Origin of the sequence: Phormidium sp. FACHB-592, assembly GCF_014695795.1 — a bacterium.
Lineage (GTDB): Bacteria > Cyanobacteriota > Cyanobacteriia > Leptolyngbyales > Leptolyngbyaceae > Stenomitos.
Genome location: NZ_JACJOZ010000106.1, coordinates 229,412 through 246,901, shown reverse-complemented (window position 1 = coordinate 246,901; position 17,490 = coordinate 229,412). Strand labels below are relative to the sequence as shown.

At 50.5% G+C, this 17,490-nt stretch carries 16 protein-coding genes; 11 read left to right on the top strand and 5 right to left on the bottom strand.

Annotation, left to right across the window (positions count from 1 at the left end):
• The first annotated feature begins 28 nt into the window (after positions 1-28).
• Positions 29-991, top strand: a complete 963-nt coding sequence (locus H6F86_RS30600) for a bifunctional riboflavin kinase/FAD synthetase (RefSeq protein ID WP_190455197.1) — start codon at positions 29-31, stop codon at positions 989-991.
• Between the two features lie 309 nt (positions 992-1,300).
• Positions 1,301-2,257: a pentapeptide repeat-containing protein gene (locus tag H6F86_RS30595; RefSeq protein ID WP_190455194.1), complete on the top strand. Its 957-nt coding sequence runs from the start codon at positions 1,301-1,303 to the stop codon at positions 2,255-2,257.
• Between the two features lie 162 nt (positions 2,258-2,419).
• Here the strand turns inward: H6F86_RS30595 and H6F86_RS30590 are convergent, their stop codons facing one another.
• Positions 2,420-2,983, bottom strand: a complete 564-nt coding sequence (locus H6F86_RS30590; protein WP_190455192.1) for an HdeD family acid-resistance protein — start codon at positions 2,981-2,983, stop codon at positions 2,420-2,422.
• A 368-nt stretch (positions 2,984-3,351) separates the two neighbouring features.
• Entirely contained in the window at positions 3,352-5,097 is a 1,746-nt protein-coding gene (locus tag H6F86_RS30585; protein WP_190455188.1) for a glycosyltransferase family 39 protein, read from the bottom strand.
• A gap of 104 nt (positions 5,098-5,201) precedes the next feature.
• Between H6F86_RS30585 and H6F86_RS30580 the strand changes: the two genes are divergently transcribed.
• Positions 5,202-6,629, top strand: a complete 1,428-nt coding sequence (locus tag H6F86_RS30580; protein ID WP_190455185.1) for a CPBP family intramembrane glutamic endopeptidase — start codon at positions 5,202-5,204, stop codon at positions 6,627-6,629.
• 159 nt (positions 6,630-6,788) lie between these two features.
• Entirely contained in the window at positions 6,789-7,421 is a 633-nt protein-coding gene (locus H6F86_RS30575; protein WP_190455182.1) for a glutathione S-transferase family protein, read from the top strand.
• Positions 7,422-7,423: 2 nt separating this feature from the next.
• Here the strand turns inward: H6F86_RS30575 and H6F86_RS30570 are convergent, their stop codons facing one another.
• Complete coding sequence (locus H6F86_RS30570) at positions 7,424-8,017, bottom strand: HAD-IIIA family hydrolase (RefSeq protein WP_190455179.1); 594 nt, start codon at positions 8,015-8,017, stop codon at positions 7,424-7,426.
• A gap of 3 nt (positions 8,018-8,020) precedes the next feature.
• Positions 8,021-8,983, bottom strand: coding sequence for a glycosyltransferase family 9 protein (locus H6F86_RS30565; protein ID WP_190455176.1), 963 nt, complete (start codon positions 8,981-8,983; stop codon positions 8,021-8,023).
• Positions 8,984-9,388: 405 nt separating this feature from the next.
• On the opposite strand from H6F86_RS30565, the gene ispD reads away from it, so the two are divergent.
• On the top strand, positions 9,389-10,078 hold the full coding sequence (gene ispD / locus H6F86_RS30560; protein WP_190455173.1) for a 2-C-methyl-D-erythritol 4-phosphate cytidylyltransferase: 690 nt from the start codon (positions 9,389-9,391) through the stop codon (positions 10,076-10,078).
• A gap of 30 nt (positions 10,079-10,108) precedes the next feature.
• On the opposite strand, the gene H6F86_RS30555 is transcribed toward ispD, so the two are convergent.
• Positions 10,109-11,215, bottom strand: a complete 1,107-nt coding sequence (locus H6F86_RS30555) for a tetratricopeptide repeat protein (RefSeq protein WP_199305594.1) — start codon at positions 11,213-11,215, stop codon at positions 10,109-10,111.
• Between the two features lie 453 nt (positions 11,216-11,668).
• Between H6F86_RS30555 and H6F86_RS30550 the strand changes: the two genes are divergently transcribed.
• From H6F86_RS30550 to lptB, 6 genes are all read left to right on the top strand, one after another.
• Entirely contained in the window at positions 11,669-12,340 is a 672-nt protein-coding gene (locus H6F86_RS30550; RefSeq protein WP_190455170.1) for a response regulator transcription factor, read from the top strand.
• A gap of 166 nt (positions 12,341-12,506) precedes the next feature.
• Positions 12,507-14,447, top strand: coding sequence for a CHASE2 domain-containing protein (locus H6F86_RS30545; RefSeq protein WP_190455165.1), 1,941 nt, complete (start codon positions 12,507-12,509; stop codon positions 14,445-14,447).
• Positions 14,448-14,488: 41 nt separating this feature from the next.
• Positions 14,489-15,229, top strand: coding sequence for a DUF928 domain-containing protein (locus H6F86_RS30540; protein WP_190455162.1), 741 nt, complete (start codon positions 14,489-14,491; stop codon positions 15,227-15,229).
• A 153-nt stretch (positions 15,230-15,382) separates the two neighbouring features.
• Complete coding sequence (locus tag H6F86_RS30535) at positions 15,383-15,850, top strand: DUF309 domain-containing protein (RefSeq protein ID WP_347241429.1); 468 nt, start codon at positions 15,383-15,385, stop codon at positions 15,848-15,850.
• 199 nt (positions 15,851-16,049) lie between these two features.
• The gene (locus H6F86_RS30530; protein WP_190455156.1) at positions 16,050-16,637 is read left to right on the top strand and encodes an LptA/OstA family protein; all 588 of its coding nucleotides are present in this window, start codon (positions 16,050-16,052) and stop codon (positions 16,635-16,637) included.
• 75 nt (positions 16,638-16,712) lie between these two features.
• Positions 16,713-17,441, top strand: a complete 729-nt coding sequence (gene lptB / locus H6F86_RS30525) for an LPS export ABC transporter ATP-binding protein (protein WP_190455153.1) — start codon at positions 16,713-16,715, stop codon at positions 17,439-17,441.
• The last annotated feature ends 49 nt before the right edge of the window (positions 17,442-17,490 follow it).

Sequence of the window (17,490 nt, the reverse complement as noted above, 5' to 3'; positions counted from 1 at the left end):
TGTTCCTTTGTGTGTAAAAATGTAAAGCGTGTGGGTTACTTCATCGCCAACTACTGTTCTGACTCCGACTGCCGTTGCCCTGGGAAACTTTGATGGTGTGCATCAGGGGCATCGACAGGTCATTCAACCTGTTTTGCCAGAGCCTGTAACCGTTGATAAAGGCGCTCATCCATATGCGACTGTGGTGACATTTCATCCACATCCGCAAGAGTTTTTTACAGGACAACCACGCCTGTTACTGACACCGCTTACAGAAAAGGCAGCACAGCTAAGTACGCTTGGGGTCAAACAGCTTGTACTTTTGCCCTTTGATCGTGCGTTAGCAAGCTTAAATCCAGAGCAGTTTTTTGAGCAAGTGCTGGTGCAGCAACTCAAGGCAGTGCAGGTAAGCATTGGTTCAGATTTTTGCTTTGGTCAGCAGCGATCGGGGACGGCAAAAGATTTACAGGCGATTGCGGCTCGCTATGGGATCGCCGTTACAATTATGTCGCTCAAGCATTTAGGAGACGAGCGCGTTAGCAGTTCTGCTATTCGGCAGGCATTACAAGAAGGCAATTTGCCCTATGCTAATCAGCTTTTGGGGCGTCCCTATCGGCTCATTGGTAAGGTCACGCAAGGGCAACAACTGGGACGCACGCTTGGCTTTCCGACAGCCAATTTGCAACTGCCACCCGATAAATTCTTACCACGTTTGGGCAGCTATGCTGTGCGCGTTCATGTCTGCGATCACGATCATGCGGTTGACCTATCAGCCGTCCCGTCCTTACCAGGCGTAATGAATATTGGCTACCGCCCTACGGTAAATGGCAAAACACAGACGATCGAAGTGCATTTGCTGGATTGGGCAGGCGATCTATACGAACAAACGCTTATCGTTCACTTAGAAGCCTTTTTGCGCTCGGAACAGTCGTTCCCGTCCCTTGATGCCCTCAAAGCGCAAATTCAGGCAGACAGCGATCGAGCACGCACGCTGCTTAATGCTACATCTTGACACACGAAGAGAGCTAGCAGAGGCAATTTCAGTCAGCTTAAACACGAATGCCTGCGATTATGTAGCAGTTAAGAGAACGTTAGGACAGCCATAAGCCTTAAAACTTTTGAGCAAAGCTTTTATTCATCCTTCATCCTTTTGCTGCTGTGGAAGTCTTTGCTGCACACCGAAAGCCCACTGAAAAATTTGCTACCGACAACCGCTTAAGTGGGAACACTAACAACAGTAGCCTTGGCAAAGCTGCTGCCATGTCTTGGCGGTAATAAGACTAGCCGTAAGCAAACTAGCAGCAACAAGAGGAATGACTAAATGGCAAACGAGGGGCACCTTGCTTTGCTTAAGCAAGGCATAACCGCCTGGAATGAGTGGTGGCATAACCATCCCAAGACGAGTCCCAACCTTGAGGGAGCAAACTTTAGAAACACTAATCTGCGAGAAGCCAATTTTTACAAAGCTGACCTCAGGGAAGTGAGCTTTCAAAAGGTTGATCTCAGTATGGCAAACCTTGAAGGGGCAAACCTCGGCATTGCCATGCTTGCGGGAGCCACGCTTTATACAGCCATACTCTATAGAGCCAATCTGCGGGAAGCCAACCTTTACAAAGCCGACTTGCGCGAAGCGGATCTAAGTCAGGTTGACCTTAGCATGGCAAACCTGCGGGAGGCTAACTTGAGCACCGCAATTTTGGAAGGAGCGACGCTTTACACAGCTATTCTCCATAAAGCTAACCTGCACGAAGCCAGCCTTTACAAAGCTGATTTACGCGAGGCAGATTTCAGCATGGCGAATCTGCGAGAGGCTAACCTAAGCATGACCAACCTGAGTATGGCAAACCTTTGTATGGCAAACCTGATTGGTGCAACGCTCTATGGAAGCAATCTGAAGCAGGCGAATCTCAGTCTGGCAAATCTCTGTATGGCAAACCTGATTGACGCAACGCTGGATGGGGCAAATCTTGTCAGTGCGACTCTTATTGGAGTAAACCTCTACAAAGCGACCTTGATTGGAGCCAACCTACGGGAAGCTGACCTACGGGAAGCAACCTTAAGTACAACAAACTTAAGTACCGCGAACTTGCATGGCACCAACTTAATGATGGCAAATCTTCAGGGCGCAAACTTAGCGAAAGCCAATTTAACAATGGCAAATTTGCAGGATGCCAACCTACATCGAGCGAACCTCCACGAGGCTAACCTGCGGGAAGCAAATCTCTCGGGCGCTTATCTTAAAGAGGCAGTAATGCCAGATGGTTCAGTACATGACTAGCGATCGCCCCAATAAGGGTTGCCCCATTAACGATCGCCCTTAGTACTGCTTATTAGAATCACTGTTTGATGATGGCGCAAAGAGGCAATGGCAGCATAAAAACATCGCCCCTCCACCCATCGAATCATCTACAAGGTTGGTACAGAGTTTCTGCGTAATGTCTTAGGTTGTTTGCGCGTCATTCAAGCCAGAACGAGCAGCAAGCGCTAGCAGGATTCTAGAAGTACCTGTAAAGACGATGCTAATACCGACCAGTAGCCCGATCGCAAAGGGACCATTCAGGGGCCACTCAAACCAAATCAGACCACCCAAAACCAGTGTTGTAATGCCATTTGCCAACGACCAAACCCAGTTAGGCTGTGAGCGTCGTTTGAACGCATAAACAATCTCGAAAACGCCTTCTGTAAGCAGAAAAGCGCCTAGGGCCAGTGTCAGCGTTAAGACTCCCTGTAGCGGATAGACCAGCAGCAGCACTGCCGTACCAATATAAAGAAGACCCAGTAAAAGCTGCCAGACAAACCCTTCTTGCTGCCGCGTCTGATACGCATAAGTTAGCTTAGAGATACCGCTGAAAAGAATAATCCAGGCGATCCAGCTTTCAGCAGCAAGTGTACTAAAAAAGGGAAAGGCGATCGCGGCGGCACCCAGCAGTATGAGCAGCACGCCTGTTACGATCGCTCCGTTGACGTTATTTTTTAAATCGTTAGTAGACAAGTCAGTATTCATCCAGACCTCGCTTAGTGCATTAACAGGGGCGTAAAGCGGAGCGCTTCAACTGAATCTTGGACCGTATCGGATCATTTGAAGGCACATCACCGTTCACTAATACTGCGAGTGAAACACAAAGTAACAGTTGCTTAACAGTATCTCAAGAGGGAGAGCCATTTGTGCCGCAGGAGACAGAGTGCTATTGCAAAGCACCCCGTAAGCAGCAGAACTGGTTTATTGTAAAAAGGAAAAGGGCGGTGCCCAATAGGAGCGAGTGCTCTGAGTCCCTATGTGAGGGGAGCAAAGCTATGCAGACAATCACTCTATTTTCTGGGGTATGCTGCTAAAAACAGCTTCTCTACATCCCTTATTCTTAGCTGAATCAACTAACTTTGCCCGTAGGGTCGTGGGTAGGGTTTGAGTAAGCGTTGGCATTGATACACTTCGACCACCTGAACGATCGCCCCACCACGACGAATCGGCAGATCCGCAACCTTTTGGATGGTCTGAAAGTATGCCTGATATTGTTTAACCGTTCTGCTTGACTGCGAGGCTAATGTGACCAGCAAGCCATCCTGCCCTACCCATTGATCGGGCGTTGACCAGAAGGCAAAACCGCGCAAGTCTTGATCGAAGCAGGTGATTGGTTTGGGCTGAAGCGGTGCGATCGCCATCCCCACCTGTCCTGCGAGAAACAGGTCATTAGTAAACACAAAATTGGCTTGGCTCATAGCTACAGTCAGTAAGGGAGACGCAAAGCCCTGTCGCAGTTGCTGGATGTCAATCAACTGCGTAGACGCATCATTGCTGGGAGTCAAAAACCCGCCAAGGAGGGCATAACGGCTCGGTTTTTGTAGCGTGCCAAGCGTTAGATGCAGCAGCAGCAGCAGCAGCACACTGGTGACTACCCAGCCTGAACCCCATAACCAACGTTTGATAACTTTGGGCGATCGCTGTTGCCAACTAACTGCCTGCTGTCCTAGTAAGAGTGTGGCACTCCAAAACCCTGGCATTGCCCAGGTTGGCAGAATCGCTCGATACCCACCCATAAAGGTAAAGGTCAGCATCAGCGGTAGGGACAGCCAGAGGAGGAAGGCAGTTTTGGGAGAGGGGAGAGGGGAGAGGGCTAAGGCGTAGCTTCCGGTTTCTTTGCTCTTGCTTTCCCTGCTCCCCTGCGCCTCTGCTCCCCTACGCTTCTGCGTTTTCACGGATCTTCTTCGGTTGATCGATTCGATCACTGCTTTACTGCTGACCCACCAGAGCGGAAAGCCGAAGGTTGGAAACAAATAACCCACGCCCACAAGAAAAGTAACCAGCAGATCGAGGACACTATAGCCACGATCGGGAACTGCCCGCCCAGACTGAAACCGCAGTGAAACCCAGTCGTGTTGAGCATTCCAAATGACGATCGGTAGAACTGCTAGCGCAAACAGCCCCACGCTTGCGAATGTCCAGGGCGAAAGCAGCGCCGAACGGGAACGTGGGCTGGTAAGGCAGAAACCAATGAGTCCGAAACCAAGTGCCAGTCCGTGATATTTGCTTAAGCAGGCAAGTCCGATGAGTAAACCGACGATCGCGAGCCGATAGGTGGGACGGTAGGGAGAGAAGTAAGGGGGCAGCAGGGGGAGAGAGTGGTCTGCCTCTCTAGGTTGCTGCGATTCCTTATCTTCTTGCTGATCAAAAAACTCGCAAACTGCCACATATAAAGTCGCTGTCCAGAAGAACATCAGTGGGCTGTCTGGCAACGTCAATACACCGAAGCCGAGTTGAAAGATGGGGATGAGGGTGGCGATCGCCAGCGTGAGGATTGCTGCTTGCCTGGAAAACAGCCGCACACTAGTCAAATACAGCAACAGCAGCGAGCCTGTGTGTAGCAGCAGCGATCCTAACCGAATGGTGAAGGGGGACACGGTATGGGTCAACAAGGGACCAAAGCCTGTGGTCAGTGCTACTAACAGCGGATGGTCAAAATAGCTCCAGTCTGGATGGAGGCTGTAGAGGTAGTAGTAGCCTTCATCAAAACCGACTGGTAGCCAAAGGGCGATCGCACTTCGCAGCAAAAAGCCGCCTATGAGAAGGCTCACCAGTTGCTTGTTCTCTCGCTGTGTCAGCCATTTTTTTATTGCTTGCATTCCATTCTCGTGCTTACACGCTCAAGCATGACAGCTTATGCTACCAAGTCTTACGCCACCAATCCGTCCTGCACTCTCACTACTGGTGTAAAAAGCAGAGTGTTATGATTTCAAAGTTCATTTGTGATCAATTAATGAATCTGGGCTTTTTAACAAACCGCTGCGAGTTTGCTGCACCAAAACGCTACAGCGGCAATGGCGAACTGGCATTTGCGGTGATTGGCTGTGTTCTTTGGTTTAGCGCGATCGTCATTCGTTTGGGCTTTAGCAGTAAACCCTGGACGCTTACAGAAAAGCTGGTTGAAGCGGCATCATTTGTGGTTTTTGCAGCAGTACCAATCTTCTTTCTGGCAACCTATGAAGGGGCAGAACTTGCCAGACGAGTGCTGTTAAGAAATAACGGGCTTTGGTTTCAAACAGTCACCTGTTTTTTGCTTGGAGTTTATATTAGCGTAGTCAAATTACTTGGTTTAAATCCGGCTCGGTTTGGCTGGCTTAACCAATTCGATCGCTTAATCATTCAGGATTCTTTTTGGCTCAACGTTGTTTTGTTTTTGCTGGGCGCTTTTGTGGTGTTGAGGCTGCCGTTTGTGATGCTGGGACTACGCGAGCGCAAGCCACACGGCTTCAAGCCACCGACGTTACTCTCAACGATCAAGCAAAATAGCCAGCTTACTTTTCTGCTGATTGCCAACTTTATTTACTTCAGTCTTATCCACACATCACTGATTTCAACTGCATTCAAAGCAGAATATTCGGGCTATTTTATTGGTTCTGCCTACATTTTAATTACTGTTTTGCTAGTATCGCCGCTCGTCACCCCCTCGGCAACCCGCATGACGGTGTTTGATCTGCTTTTAACTGGGGCTTGTCTACTAAGTTTGTTTTGCTTTTCTAGACCGTTTTTTAGCTTTGGACCATTTATTGGTTTAACTCTTTTCGTCCTTGTCGTTATTTTTGGCACCAGGTTAGGACGAGAACACTTTGGCTACAGCTTTCAAATTCGTAAAACCGACGTTTTCTACACAGTCAAAGCTGTTTTAACGGCGGCTTTAATCCTGGTGCCGCTGGCGCTTTTGCTTAGATTTACACAACCTCAAGCTTCTACGTTTAATTTGCCAACGATCGCTCACTCTGTTCTCTTTTTTCTGAGCTATGCCATTCTGTTTGGCTTTCGAGTGGGTCTTTTTGAGGAAATTTTGTTTCGATCAGGGCTAATGGTGTTTATTCGCGATCAGATTCAAGCTCAAGCGCCCTTGCAACGCGATCGCAAGCGGCTTGTTCTACTCTCCGCTGTCATTGGTTCTATCATTTTTGGTCTTTGCCACATTGGCAATGAGCCGGGTGCAGGCATCGCGCTCTCGCCCTTCCAGTACAAAGCGATTTATGCAGCGCTGGCAACCCTGGCTTCTATGTTCTACGCGCTTGCTTTTGGTGAAACAAATCGCCTGTGGGCATCCATCACCATTCACGGCATTGTTGATACGATCGCGGTTCTTTTGCTAGGCGCATCGTTGGTTGTACCGTTTTAGCTCTTTCGTGCCTGTTCTAACGTGTAGGCGTGCCCACCGATAGAAGCTAATCCACGCAACGCTGGGCTAGTAAGATGTCATGCGGTTTTTAGTTGAGGCGATTGCTATAACAACGAGTATCCTCATAATGTTCATCGTTCGCTCAGGTATTGACACAACATGGCAAAGCTTACAGTTTACGGTACGCCCATTAGCACTTACGTTCGTACCACTCGGTTGCTGCTTGAGGGCATTGGTGCAGACTATGACCTTAAAAGTGTGGATATCTTTAATGGCGAAAGCCAGTCGGCAGAGTACTTAGCCAAAAATCCGTTTGGGAAGGTACCGACGCTGGAGGTTGATGGGACGTTGCTGTACGAAACAAATGCGATCGTCGAATACCTGGATGCAACGCTTGCCGATCGCAAATTTAGCCCATCAGAGCCGCTTGCCCAGGCGCGGATGCGTCAAATCATTTCCATCATTGATAGTTATCTTTATGCAAACGCAATTAGTACGATTGTGATTCAGCGTTTAATTGTGCCTAACCAGGGTGGCAAGCCGGATGAAGCTCTGATAGCAAACGCCGTTGCACCTGCCAAAACAGCGCTAGAGGCGATCGAGTCGCTAACAGTTGGCAGCCCCTATCTTCTCGGTAGTGACGTGGGCATTGCTGATTTTTATCTCATTCCTATCTTTATCTATCTCTCAAAAACGCCAGAGTTTGAGGCAGTTACCGCTCAAACGCCGAAACTGCGAACGTGGTGGGATGGCGTTAGCCAGCGTCCCGATGTGAAAAAAGTGTGTGGCTAACGTTAGTTGCCGACCGCTACTTGTTGCAACAGCCAGTCTACTGCGATGGAAAGATCGGTCGCGGTGAAGTCTGGCTGGGTAAAGTGCTGGTACTTGCCGCTGAGGACACGATCGCCAAAGCCTGTTTGCACCAAAATGCCAACACAGCCTGCGTTGTGCGCCATATCAACATCCGTTGCTTTGTCGCCCACCATAAAGCTCTGACTAAGGTCTAGATCGTGTTCCCAGGCAGCCGCTACCAGCATGCCTGTATTAGGCTTTCGCCAAGTGCTCCAGCGGGTATACTCTGGCTCAATGCCGCCTTCGGGGGCGCTTAAAGACGGGCAATAATAGAGGGCATCCAGTTTTGCACCTGCCTCAGTTTTAAGTAAATGGCAGAGGCGATCGTGTAAGGCATCGACATGGCTGGCTGGATAGTAGCCTCTAGCCGGACCCGATTGATTGGACACCAGACAGCAAAACAAACCTGCCTGGTTTAAGCGCCTGACTGCCTGCGCAACGCCCGGCATCAAGTGCAGGTCTTCAACCTGGTGGATGTAGCCCACTTCTTGATTGAGCACCCCATCGCGATCGAGAAAAACGGCTCGTCTTGTCACGCCCTAACTGCTCCAAACTTTCTCCAACACGGTTTGCGGCGAAATGTCAGACATCTTGCCAGTCAGCGATTTGATGCCAATAAAGCGGTTGCTTTCAGGCAGCAGTTTTTTAGGCTCGGTAGGACCAAAGAGCGCCACTGTGTAGGTTTTTACAGCCACTGCCAGATGCATCGGAGCGCTATCGGTACACAGCATTAAGTTTGCTGCCGCGATCATCGCTGCCAGCTTGCCCACATCAGCAGGCGCAGTGACTTTCAGTTTAGGGCTTGTTTGTAGCAGCGCAGCCACAAATTCGGCATCATCAGGACCTTGAACGATGACGATCGGTAGGTCGGGCTGTCGGTGCTCAAAGTCTTGAATGATGCCTTTCCAGCTTTCGATAGGATAAATTTTGTCGATGCCCTTCTCTTTTGCTAGCTGGCTAGACCCGCCATGAATCAGCACATAGCCATTGCTTTGAATGCCTAAACGCTTGGCTTCACCCTCTGCCCAGTCAAGATCTTGGGCAGGAACGCTAATCGCCATCTCAGGGCAAGGCTTATGGATATCTACCCCTTGCAGCAGATCGTGGTACATCTGAGCCGCGTACTGATTTTGCTTGAGGGGAACGGCACGGGTGAGAAAGAATTCGCCAGCGCTGCCAGCATAACCAACCCGATTGGGAATGCCAGTCAACCACAGGAGTAAGCCAACTGCCCAGCGTTGCCCCAACGAAAGCACCAAATCGTACTCACGTTCGCGAATAACACCCAGAAGATTGCCTAAATCTGCCAGACTGTTGCGCCCCTTAAAGTCAAACAAAATTGTGCTGTGCACCGATTTGCAAACCCGATAAGCATCTTTTGCCCTCGGTTCAACCACAACATCAATCAGAGCATTAGGATGGGCTTGCTTCAAATCGTCCAGGGTTGGAAAGAATAGAAGTTGATCGCCAATTCCACCGGGGACGAGGGCTACAATTCGCATAATAATTCTTTACGCTAATTCGCTCTTAATTTTACGTGAAGAAACCGGAAAGTTTTGCGTCTTGCACGTCACCATACGCGCATAATTTGAAACGCGAAGGTATAGAGGCAGTTTCGGCAAATTAGGCTCTGATTGAGCCGTCAGCAGCCAAATTTCAGCACCTTTTCTTTCAGCACCTTTTCCTGCCTCCTGGCGATCGCTTACTATGTCATGGCTATGCTGCATCTAACGGTGTCTTAACCTCATACGCTGACTCACTCATCTCTGTAAGAGTACCACCGTTCGCTTACCTTCCTGAAAGCCCTTTCCTGAAAGCCCTTTCCTGAAAGTTCATTCCTAAAAGCCTGTCTTTCTGAAACGCTGTTGAAGTCACGACTAATGAACGCTCAACCTTAGAGGTCTGCCGTGTATCTCTTGATTCCAGCCGCTGGATCTGGTCGCCGTATGGGCAGTAGTCGCAACAAGCTGCTGCTTCCCCTGTTAGATAAGCCCGTCCTTGCTTGGACGCTGGCTGCAATCAAAGCATCACGATCGGTGCGGTGGGTTGGCATTATTGGTCAGCCAGACGACCTTCCTGACTTTAAGGAAATTGTGATCAGCCTGGGGATGACGAAGTGCGTTCACTGGATTCCAGGGGGAACCACTCGTCAGGAATCGGTTTACAAGGGCTTACAGGCATTACCAGTTGTGGCAGAGCGCGTGTTGATTCATGATGGCGCTCGGTGTTTGGTTACGCCTGAGTTGATCGATCGCTGCGCGGCGGCTCTTCTTCGCTCTCCCGGTCTCATTGCTGCGGTGCCAGTAAAAGACACGATCAAAGTAGTGGCACCCGCGACGCAGTTGATTGCCAGCACACCCGATCGCCGTCAGCTTTGGGCAGCCCAAACTCCTCAGGGCTTTGCAGTAGAGCCATTAACGCGTTGTCACGATGAGGGCATTCGCCAGGGTTGGGAAGTGACTGATGATGCGGCATTATTTGAGCAATGCGGCTTGCCTGTGACCGTTGTGCCGGGGGAAGAGAGCAACTTGAAGGTGACAACACCGATGGATTTGGCGATCGCGGAGTTTATCCTGCGCCAGCGGGGGAAGGAGTAAGGGAAGCGTTAGCCTATACTCCGTCGATCATCAGCCTTTTTTCTGCTTTAGCTCTCTTAGCAGGAGGTCAACAGCCCTCACGCCATCTTGCTTGCCCTGGTCTTTATAGAGCCGTTTTGCTTGCTCCAGTGCTGTACGTGCGTCGTCTTTGCGATCGCGGTTTTTCAGTGCTTTGCCAAGCTTATAATACGCCTCGGGGTTTTGTGGTGCTGCAGCAGTATATTGACGATAAGCAACGGCTGCCGAAAAATAGTCTTGCTTCTCCATGTAAATATCACCGATCGCCACCTGCGCTTCTACGAGATCAGCTTTGAGGAAGAGTGCCCGCTGGTAAGACTTTAGAGCGCGGTTGTACTGCCCTTTGGCTTGCAAAATTTTGGCGATCTGTAACTGAAGTGTCGCGTTGCGCGGTTCAAGTTGCTCGGCGTATTCCAGCCTTGCAACACCTCGTTCGAGATTGCCTTCGTCGAGTAGGGCAGTTCCCAAGCTAACCTGAATGCTAGCCTGCCGGGGAGCGAGTTGAGCCGCCTGCAACAAAGGCTTAACGGCATCTTGCGGTCGTTCTTGTTGCAGCAGCAAGTTGCCCATGAGTTCATAAGGTCTGTAGTTACGAGGTTCTAACGTGATCGCCCGCTGGGTCACCCGCAGTGCCTCGCCGTAGTTTTTCTCGCGGGTCAGCACTACACCTAAGCCAATTTGGGCATTCATATGGCGAGGATTAAAGAGCGTCGCCTGACGGTAAGCCGCGATCGCTGCACCGTTGTTACCGAGATTAGCTTCGCTAAAGCCAAGCGCATAGTAAAAATCAGCGTTTTTGGGATCAAGGGCGATCGCCTGTTGATAAGCTGAAACTGCCTCGCGAAAGCGTCCTTGGTTGGCTTCCAGAAAGCCAATACCTGAGAAAATGCGCGGATTTTGGCTATCGAGTGCTGCTGCTTGTTGGTAGACGGCGATCGCATCAGGCAGCCTGCCAGCATCAACGAGCTTGCGTCCTTCCGCTAGCAGTTCTGTCACCCGATCATCGTTTAGATTGTTACGGGCTTGTGCTGCTACCCCTTGTGGCAGGCACAGCCCCAGGAGCAGCACCAGGCTTATAAGGAGAGGGGTTTGCTGACGCACAATTACTTTTGCTGACATACGTTTTTCTGACAGAGCATCGTCGCTTAGTTGGCAGACCAATTAGATTACAGGAAAGCTTTCTGACTGAAAAGCTTAGGCTGAAAGTTTGTTGACTAGGGCAGCTATCGCTCGATCACTGCGTTTTGCCTACAGCCCATGATTCTATCAATATCTACTAATAACTGATGTCAAAGCACTGGATGCCAAGACAGTCTCAAGCATTCACGACTACCAAAACCTAGCATCTTGAAGCCATTAAGAGGTCTGAATCGCTTCACGACCTGAATACATTGTTAAAGCAGTCTCAAAGCTTTTAGCAAAAGTACGCTGGTACAAGCGATCGAGAGCCAGCCTTGGAGCAAACTGAAAGCGGATCTAAAAAAGATTACTGCATCCTCATTCTCGTTGCTGGTAGCATTTGCTGATAGTCATGAGCCACGCTATGAGACAGCAGTTATGTAGGTGTAAGCAATGAGTCAACGTGCGTCTACGGACCCGACCCACACCTTTTTAGTAATTGATGACCATGAAGCGATTCTAGAAGGCACCGTCCCTGCCCTCAAGCGCGCCTATCCCACAGTCGAAATTTTCACGGCTCAGGATATTCAAACGGCTCAGACCCAAATCGGCTATTACCATCCCACCCTGGTTTTGCTGGACTTAAGCGTGCCTCCAAAACCCTACGCGCCTGCTAGTGCCGACGTGGGCATCAAGTTTCTAAAGCTGCTAATCGAAAGTAAACTGGCACCCAATCTTTTGGTGGTCAGTACCAACATCAAACCGTTGGTGCAGTTGAAGCCAATGATTAACGCCTACGAAGGTGGGTTTGCAGCTATGGACAAGTCATCGCCGATTCGGGAGATGATTCGACTGGTCGATTTTGCGCTCCGTGGTTCGATCTACTTGCCACCAGAACTGCGTGCCCGATCGGAGTTTGACCGCAAATGGCTGGAGGTACTCACGCTGAAGTTTCAGGAGGGACTGACCGATAAAGCGATCGCCGAGCGGATGCAGGTAAGCGATCGCACGATTCGCAACTACTGGGTGAGGTTGCAAGATGCTCTGGGTATTTATGATGAACCCGATAAGGATCTGCGGATTCAAATTGCGATCGCGGCTCGTAAACTCGGTTTATTAAGTTGAGGCGGTGGCTATTGGGCAATACCCCTCCCTCCCCTTGAGTGCGAATGCCCTAAGCTCATTACCGCAGTGGTGAATCAGTCTTCCTTCAGGGTCTACCGTGCAAGCTATCTGTTCGTCGTCACACATTATCAAAGCCTAGCCCCTCTTTGCTTACATGGAAATTAAAGTGAATGCTAGATTCTGGACGCAGATTGGTCAGCACATTAGGGTTTGGCGAGTGGGGTTACTGCCAGGATTGCTAGTGATTGGGCTGGTCGCAGGTGCCCGGATGACTGGTTCACTACAACGGTTGGAATGGACAGCGTTCGATCGCGCTCTACGATCGCGTCCTTTAGAAGCACCAGACTCGCGGGTTGTCATTGTTGGCATCAATGAAGAAGACATTCGCAGCGTGGGAAAGTACCCGATCCCCGATCGCGAGTTGGCAACGCTTCTCAAAGCGATCCAAAGCTATCAGCCAGCAGTCATGGGGCTTGATCTGTTTCGCGATATCACCACCGATCCCGATCGGGCTGAATTAGCGCAGCTTTTGAGAGCTAGCCCTAATTTAATTGGCATTGAAGCAGATGTGAGTTCAGTCGCTACGCTCAAAGTCAAACCGCCTCCAGAGTTGCCTCCCACACAGGTTGGGCTAGCTGATATTATTCTTGACCCAGATGGCAAACTGCGGCGCTGTCTACTGGCAAGCAAGGTAGATTCTGGGACTGTGAAATATTCGTTACCGCTGTTGTTGGCGGCAGGCTACCTCAAGACAAAAGGCATTGCCCTGCAACACGGCACCCGTGCCAGCGACCCGATTCGACTTGGCACAACTACTTTGCCGCGCTTTCGTGCCTATACAGGCGGCTACGTGAGAGCAAAGGCGGGAGGCAACCAACTGTTAATCAACTTTCGCAGCCATCCAGCCCCCTTTCCAGTTGTTTCGATGATGGATGTGCTGCAAGGCAGAGTCAAACCAGAGCTAATGCGCGATCGCATCGTCCTGGTAGGCGTAACTGCTTCTCACAGCCTTAACGACACCATTATGACCGATGCTCTTAAGGGCAGCTTGCTCAGCGAGGCAACAGGTAGCACTGACGAGTATCAGTTGCTCTACGGCATTGAAAATCATGCCCATGCAATTAGCCAACTTATTAGTGCTGTGCTAGACCAGCGTCCCTTGCTACATACCTGGGCAGAAGGCTGGGAATATGCCTGGATTTTGCTGTGGGGGTTGCTTGGCACTGCTCTCGGTCTGCTGTTGCAATCACCCTGGAAAACGCTTTTGGGTCTAGCGATCGGTAGCATGTGCCTGGTGGCGATCGCCTATGGCGGCATCCTCCTCAGTTGGTGGTTACCTGTGGTGCCATCGTTGCTGGCGTTGAGTGCAGCAGGACTAACCACTGCCCTGTTTGACCGTGATTCTCGACTATTACTAGAGCAGCGAAGCCTGACGCTCAAGCGTACCTACGATGCGGTGCATAACGGTCCCCTACAAACGCTGGCAGCCATGCTACGCAGTGTAGACGATTTGCCAGCTGAAACCGTACGCTCGCAACTGCAAAATCTCAATCAAGAACTGCGATCGGTGTACGAATCAATGCAGCAGGCAGTAGTAACAGGCGATCAACACTATGCCCAAACCCCCATTGATGCGTTGCTCTATCAGGTTTATGAAGACACCTTAAAGCGTGACTTGCCAGGGTTTAGCTCTATTCACACTTTTATCCCACCAGACTTTACGTTGCTCAAACACTGCACTCTTTCTACCGATCAAAAGCAAGCGCTCTGCCTTTTTTTGCAGGAGGCATTGTGCAATGTTGGCAATCACGCGGTTGCTGCGAGCTGTCTAGACGTTATTTGTTGCCAAGAGAAAAATTGCTATACTTTGCAGGTGATTGACAACGGCAAGGAGCTAGCCGCTTTCGATCGCGCTGCGTCTGACAGCCCTAGAGAAGGACGTGGTACCGCTCAGGCGAGAGAATTAGCGCGATCGCTGAGAGGTCGTTTTCAACGTCATCCTCATACACCCCACGGCGTAGTATGTGAACTAATATGGCGTAGCTCCCGCTCCTGGCGGCTTTCTCACCTGTTTGAGTCAATGCAATACCTACGTAAAAGGCTTTAATGGTCTTAAGAGTTTTTGAGTCCTAGCTTTTTTGGAGAGCCATGAATCACCTCGCTTCAGCGCTTCTCAAGCAACAACAAATTGTCACCAAGTTACTAGCCGGTATAGTCGCGGGGCTGTGCTTTATGCCTGCGATCGCTCTAGCAGATGACGATAAAGCACCGTCAAGCGGCAGATCATCGGGCGGCAGAGGCTGTGGTAGCAACACACGTCCTGCCGCTAATGTACCTGCACTGATCCTGATCACACCTAATGGGCAATCAGGGAAAACGGTTTCGCCACGCCCGACCTTTGCCTGGTTTGTACGTGATGCTGCACCTGTGCCGTTGGAATTCAGGCTGTATGAGCAGGACGGCGATCGCTTTGTACTGGTGCAAGCAATTAAGGACAAGCGCCTGCGAAGTGCCCCTGGCATCATGGTGCTGTCAGCAAATGATGGGCTGCCTGAGTTGACAGTGGGTAAGCGCTACCGCTGGCAGGTTGAACTCGTTTGCAACCCAAGCCGCCCTTCTAGCAACCTTTTTGCTGAAGCCACGATCGAAGTAGTGCCGCTACAAGCAGGTTTGAAGACCCAATTGGCACGGTCTCGCGATCACCTTGATCGCGCCAAGCTCTATGCCCAGGCAAACCTCTGGTATGACGTACTAAAAACGGCTTTTACTCCAGTTCGCAGCACCACGCGGCTGCAAGCGCTTCGGCTCTCCGTGCTGGATCAGGTGGCACTTGATCCCACTGAACGTCAACTGTTGAAAGCTAGCTCCATTCACCCGATCCAGCGCTAGAGTTGCAAGTAATAGCCTTCAGCAATCAGCTGTCAAGCGTAGACCAGTTGGGGCATAGACTTTTGCTCTTTAGGCAATAACGCTCTTACGTTCACTACTGACCGCTGAAGGCTGACCGCTTTTCTAACGCGCCACCACAATCGGATGAAGACTTTGAGCAACGCCTTAACAGACGAGATATTACCAGACGAGTTCTGGCACGGGGTTGAGCAATTTAACCAGCAGGAGTTTTATGCTTGCCATGACACCCTTGAAGCACTGTGGATTGAGGCAACTGAGCCTGACAAGAAGTTTTACCAGGGCATTTTGCAGGTGGCGGTTGCGTTCTATCATCTAGGCAATCAAAACTGGCGTGGAGCTGTCATTTTGCTGGGCGAAGGCATCAATCGTCTGCGCGGTTATCAGCCAAGCTACGGGACGATCAACGTAGAGCAATTTCTGGCGCAGAGCGCTCACATTCTGACCACGCTTCAGCAGGCAGGACCCGACCAGGTTATTGCTGTGATGCAGCAACTAGAGCTACTGCAACCGGAGCCTGATCTAGCTGAAGCCCAATCTGGCGCTGATCCCCAGCGTCTTACGTTCCCTACTCTGCAAACAGTCGATCAAGGGCAGTCGTAGCGTCTTGCGTTCAGCCAAGCTAGCGATCGATGAAACTTCTTGCAGGGATGATCAGTCTCAGATCCTCTAGAGCGGCACTCAACCATGATTCTGTCTAGAAGAATTCGCTTCAGCCGAAGCAAGATTGGGTAGACTACGTAAAGCATCTGCAACCGCCGTAAGCGTCCGTTTTTAGCCCTACTGCTGAGTTTTTTGCCTCATGACTTCTTCTCTCCGATCGCCGCGCACTCCGTTCAAACTGCTCAAGCTAGCGGCTCTCCTTCCGGTTGCGTTGGCAACTGCCGTCGTCTTCGACAGTTTCGTGAATCTTTTTCTGGTTAGTCCGCCTGCTGGGGCACAAACAGGGGCAAACCAATCGCTGACATTGCGATCGGACGTGCAGGAAGCAAACTCTAGAACGGGAGTTATTACAGCACGTGGCAATGTGCAGATTAACTATCCAGCACGACAAATTCAGGCAACATCGGCGCAAGCGCAATACTACAGCCGCGAACGACGGATTGTGCTGAGTGGCAATGTTTACGTCTTGCAGCAGGGCAACAGTTTGAGAGGTGAAACAGTCACCTATTTGATTGACGAGGGCAAGTTCTTGGCACTGCCAGATGCGCCTAAGCAGGTCGAGTCAATTTACCTTGTTCCGAATGCGACCGCAGCGCCTGTCCCTACTGCGAACCCTGCACCGTTTGTCAACCAACCGCAGTTTACGCCTGCTGTGCCTGCACTGCCACGGACACAATCAGATTTAGCGCCGCCGCTCTCTCGCCCGTCATCTCCTGGTTCGCCCTAACCTAGTGACGACTGATACACGATAAAATCGTCGATAGCCTTGTGTTTTTTGCCCAGCACAGCCAGGAGTGGACGGTTGAAGATTGCGCTTGAGAATGTTCATAAATCCTACGGTGCGCGGGTTGTAGTCAGCCGCGTTAGCCTTTCTGTTTCTCAAGGAGAGATTGTAGGGCTACTGGGTCCTAACGGTGCGGGTAAAACGACAACATTTTACATGGCTACAGGGCTAGAGAAGCCAAATCAAGGTCGAGTGTGGCTAAACGATACGGAAATTACTGCACTGCCGCTGCATCGACGCGCACGGCTAGGCATCGGCTATCTGGCGCAAGAAGCCAGCATTTTTCGCTATTTGACCGTACAGGAAAATATTCTTCTTGTGATGGAGCAGTCTCAAGTCCCCCGCCAGGAATGGCAAGAGCGACTGAGCTATCTGCTGAAGGAATTTCGGCTCGAAAAGGTTGCTGATACCAAAGGCTCTCAAGTTTCTGGTGGGGAGCGGCGACGCACAGAACTTGCACGAGCATTGGCGGCTGGACGCAGTGGTCCAAAGTTTTTGCTGCTGGATGAACCATTTGCTGGCGTTGATCCGATTGCCGTTGCTGAAATTCAACAAATCGTAGCCGCCTTGCGTGATCGCCAGATTGGCATCCTCATTACTGACCACAACGTTCGGGAAACACTGGCAATTACCGATCGCTCTTACATTATGCGAGACGGTCAAATCCTGGCTTCTGGTAGCTCTGAAGAACTCTACAGCAATCAACTCGTTCGACAGTATTATTTGGGCGATAGTTTTCAGCCCTAGAAGCGGTAAGGAGTGGATGAGGAGTAAAAGGATGAAGAATGAGAGCTGA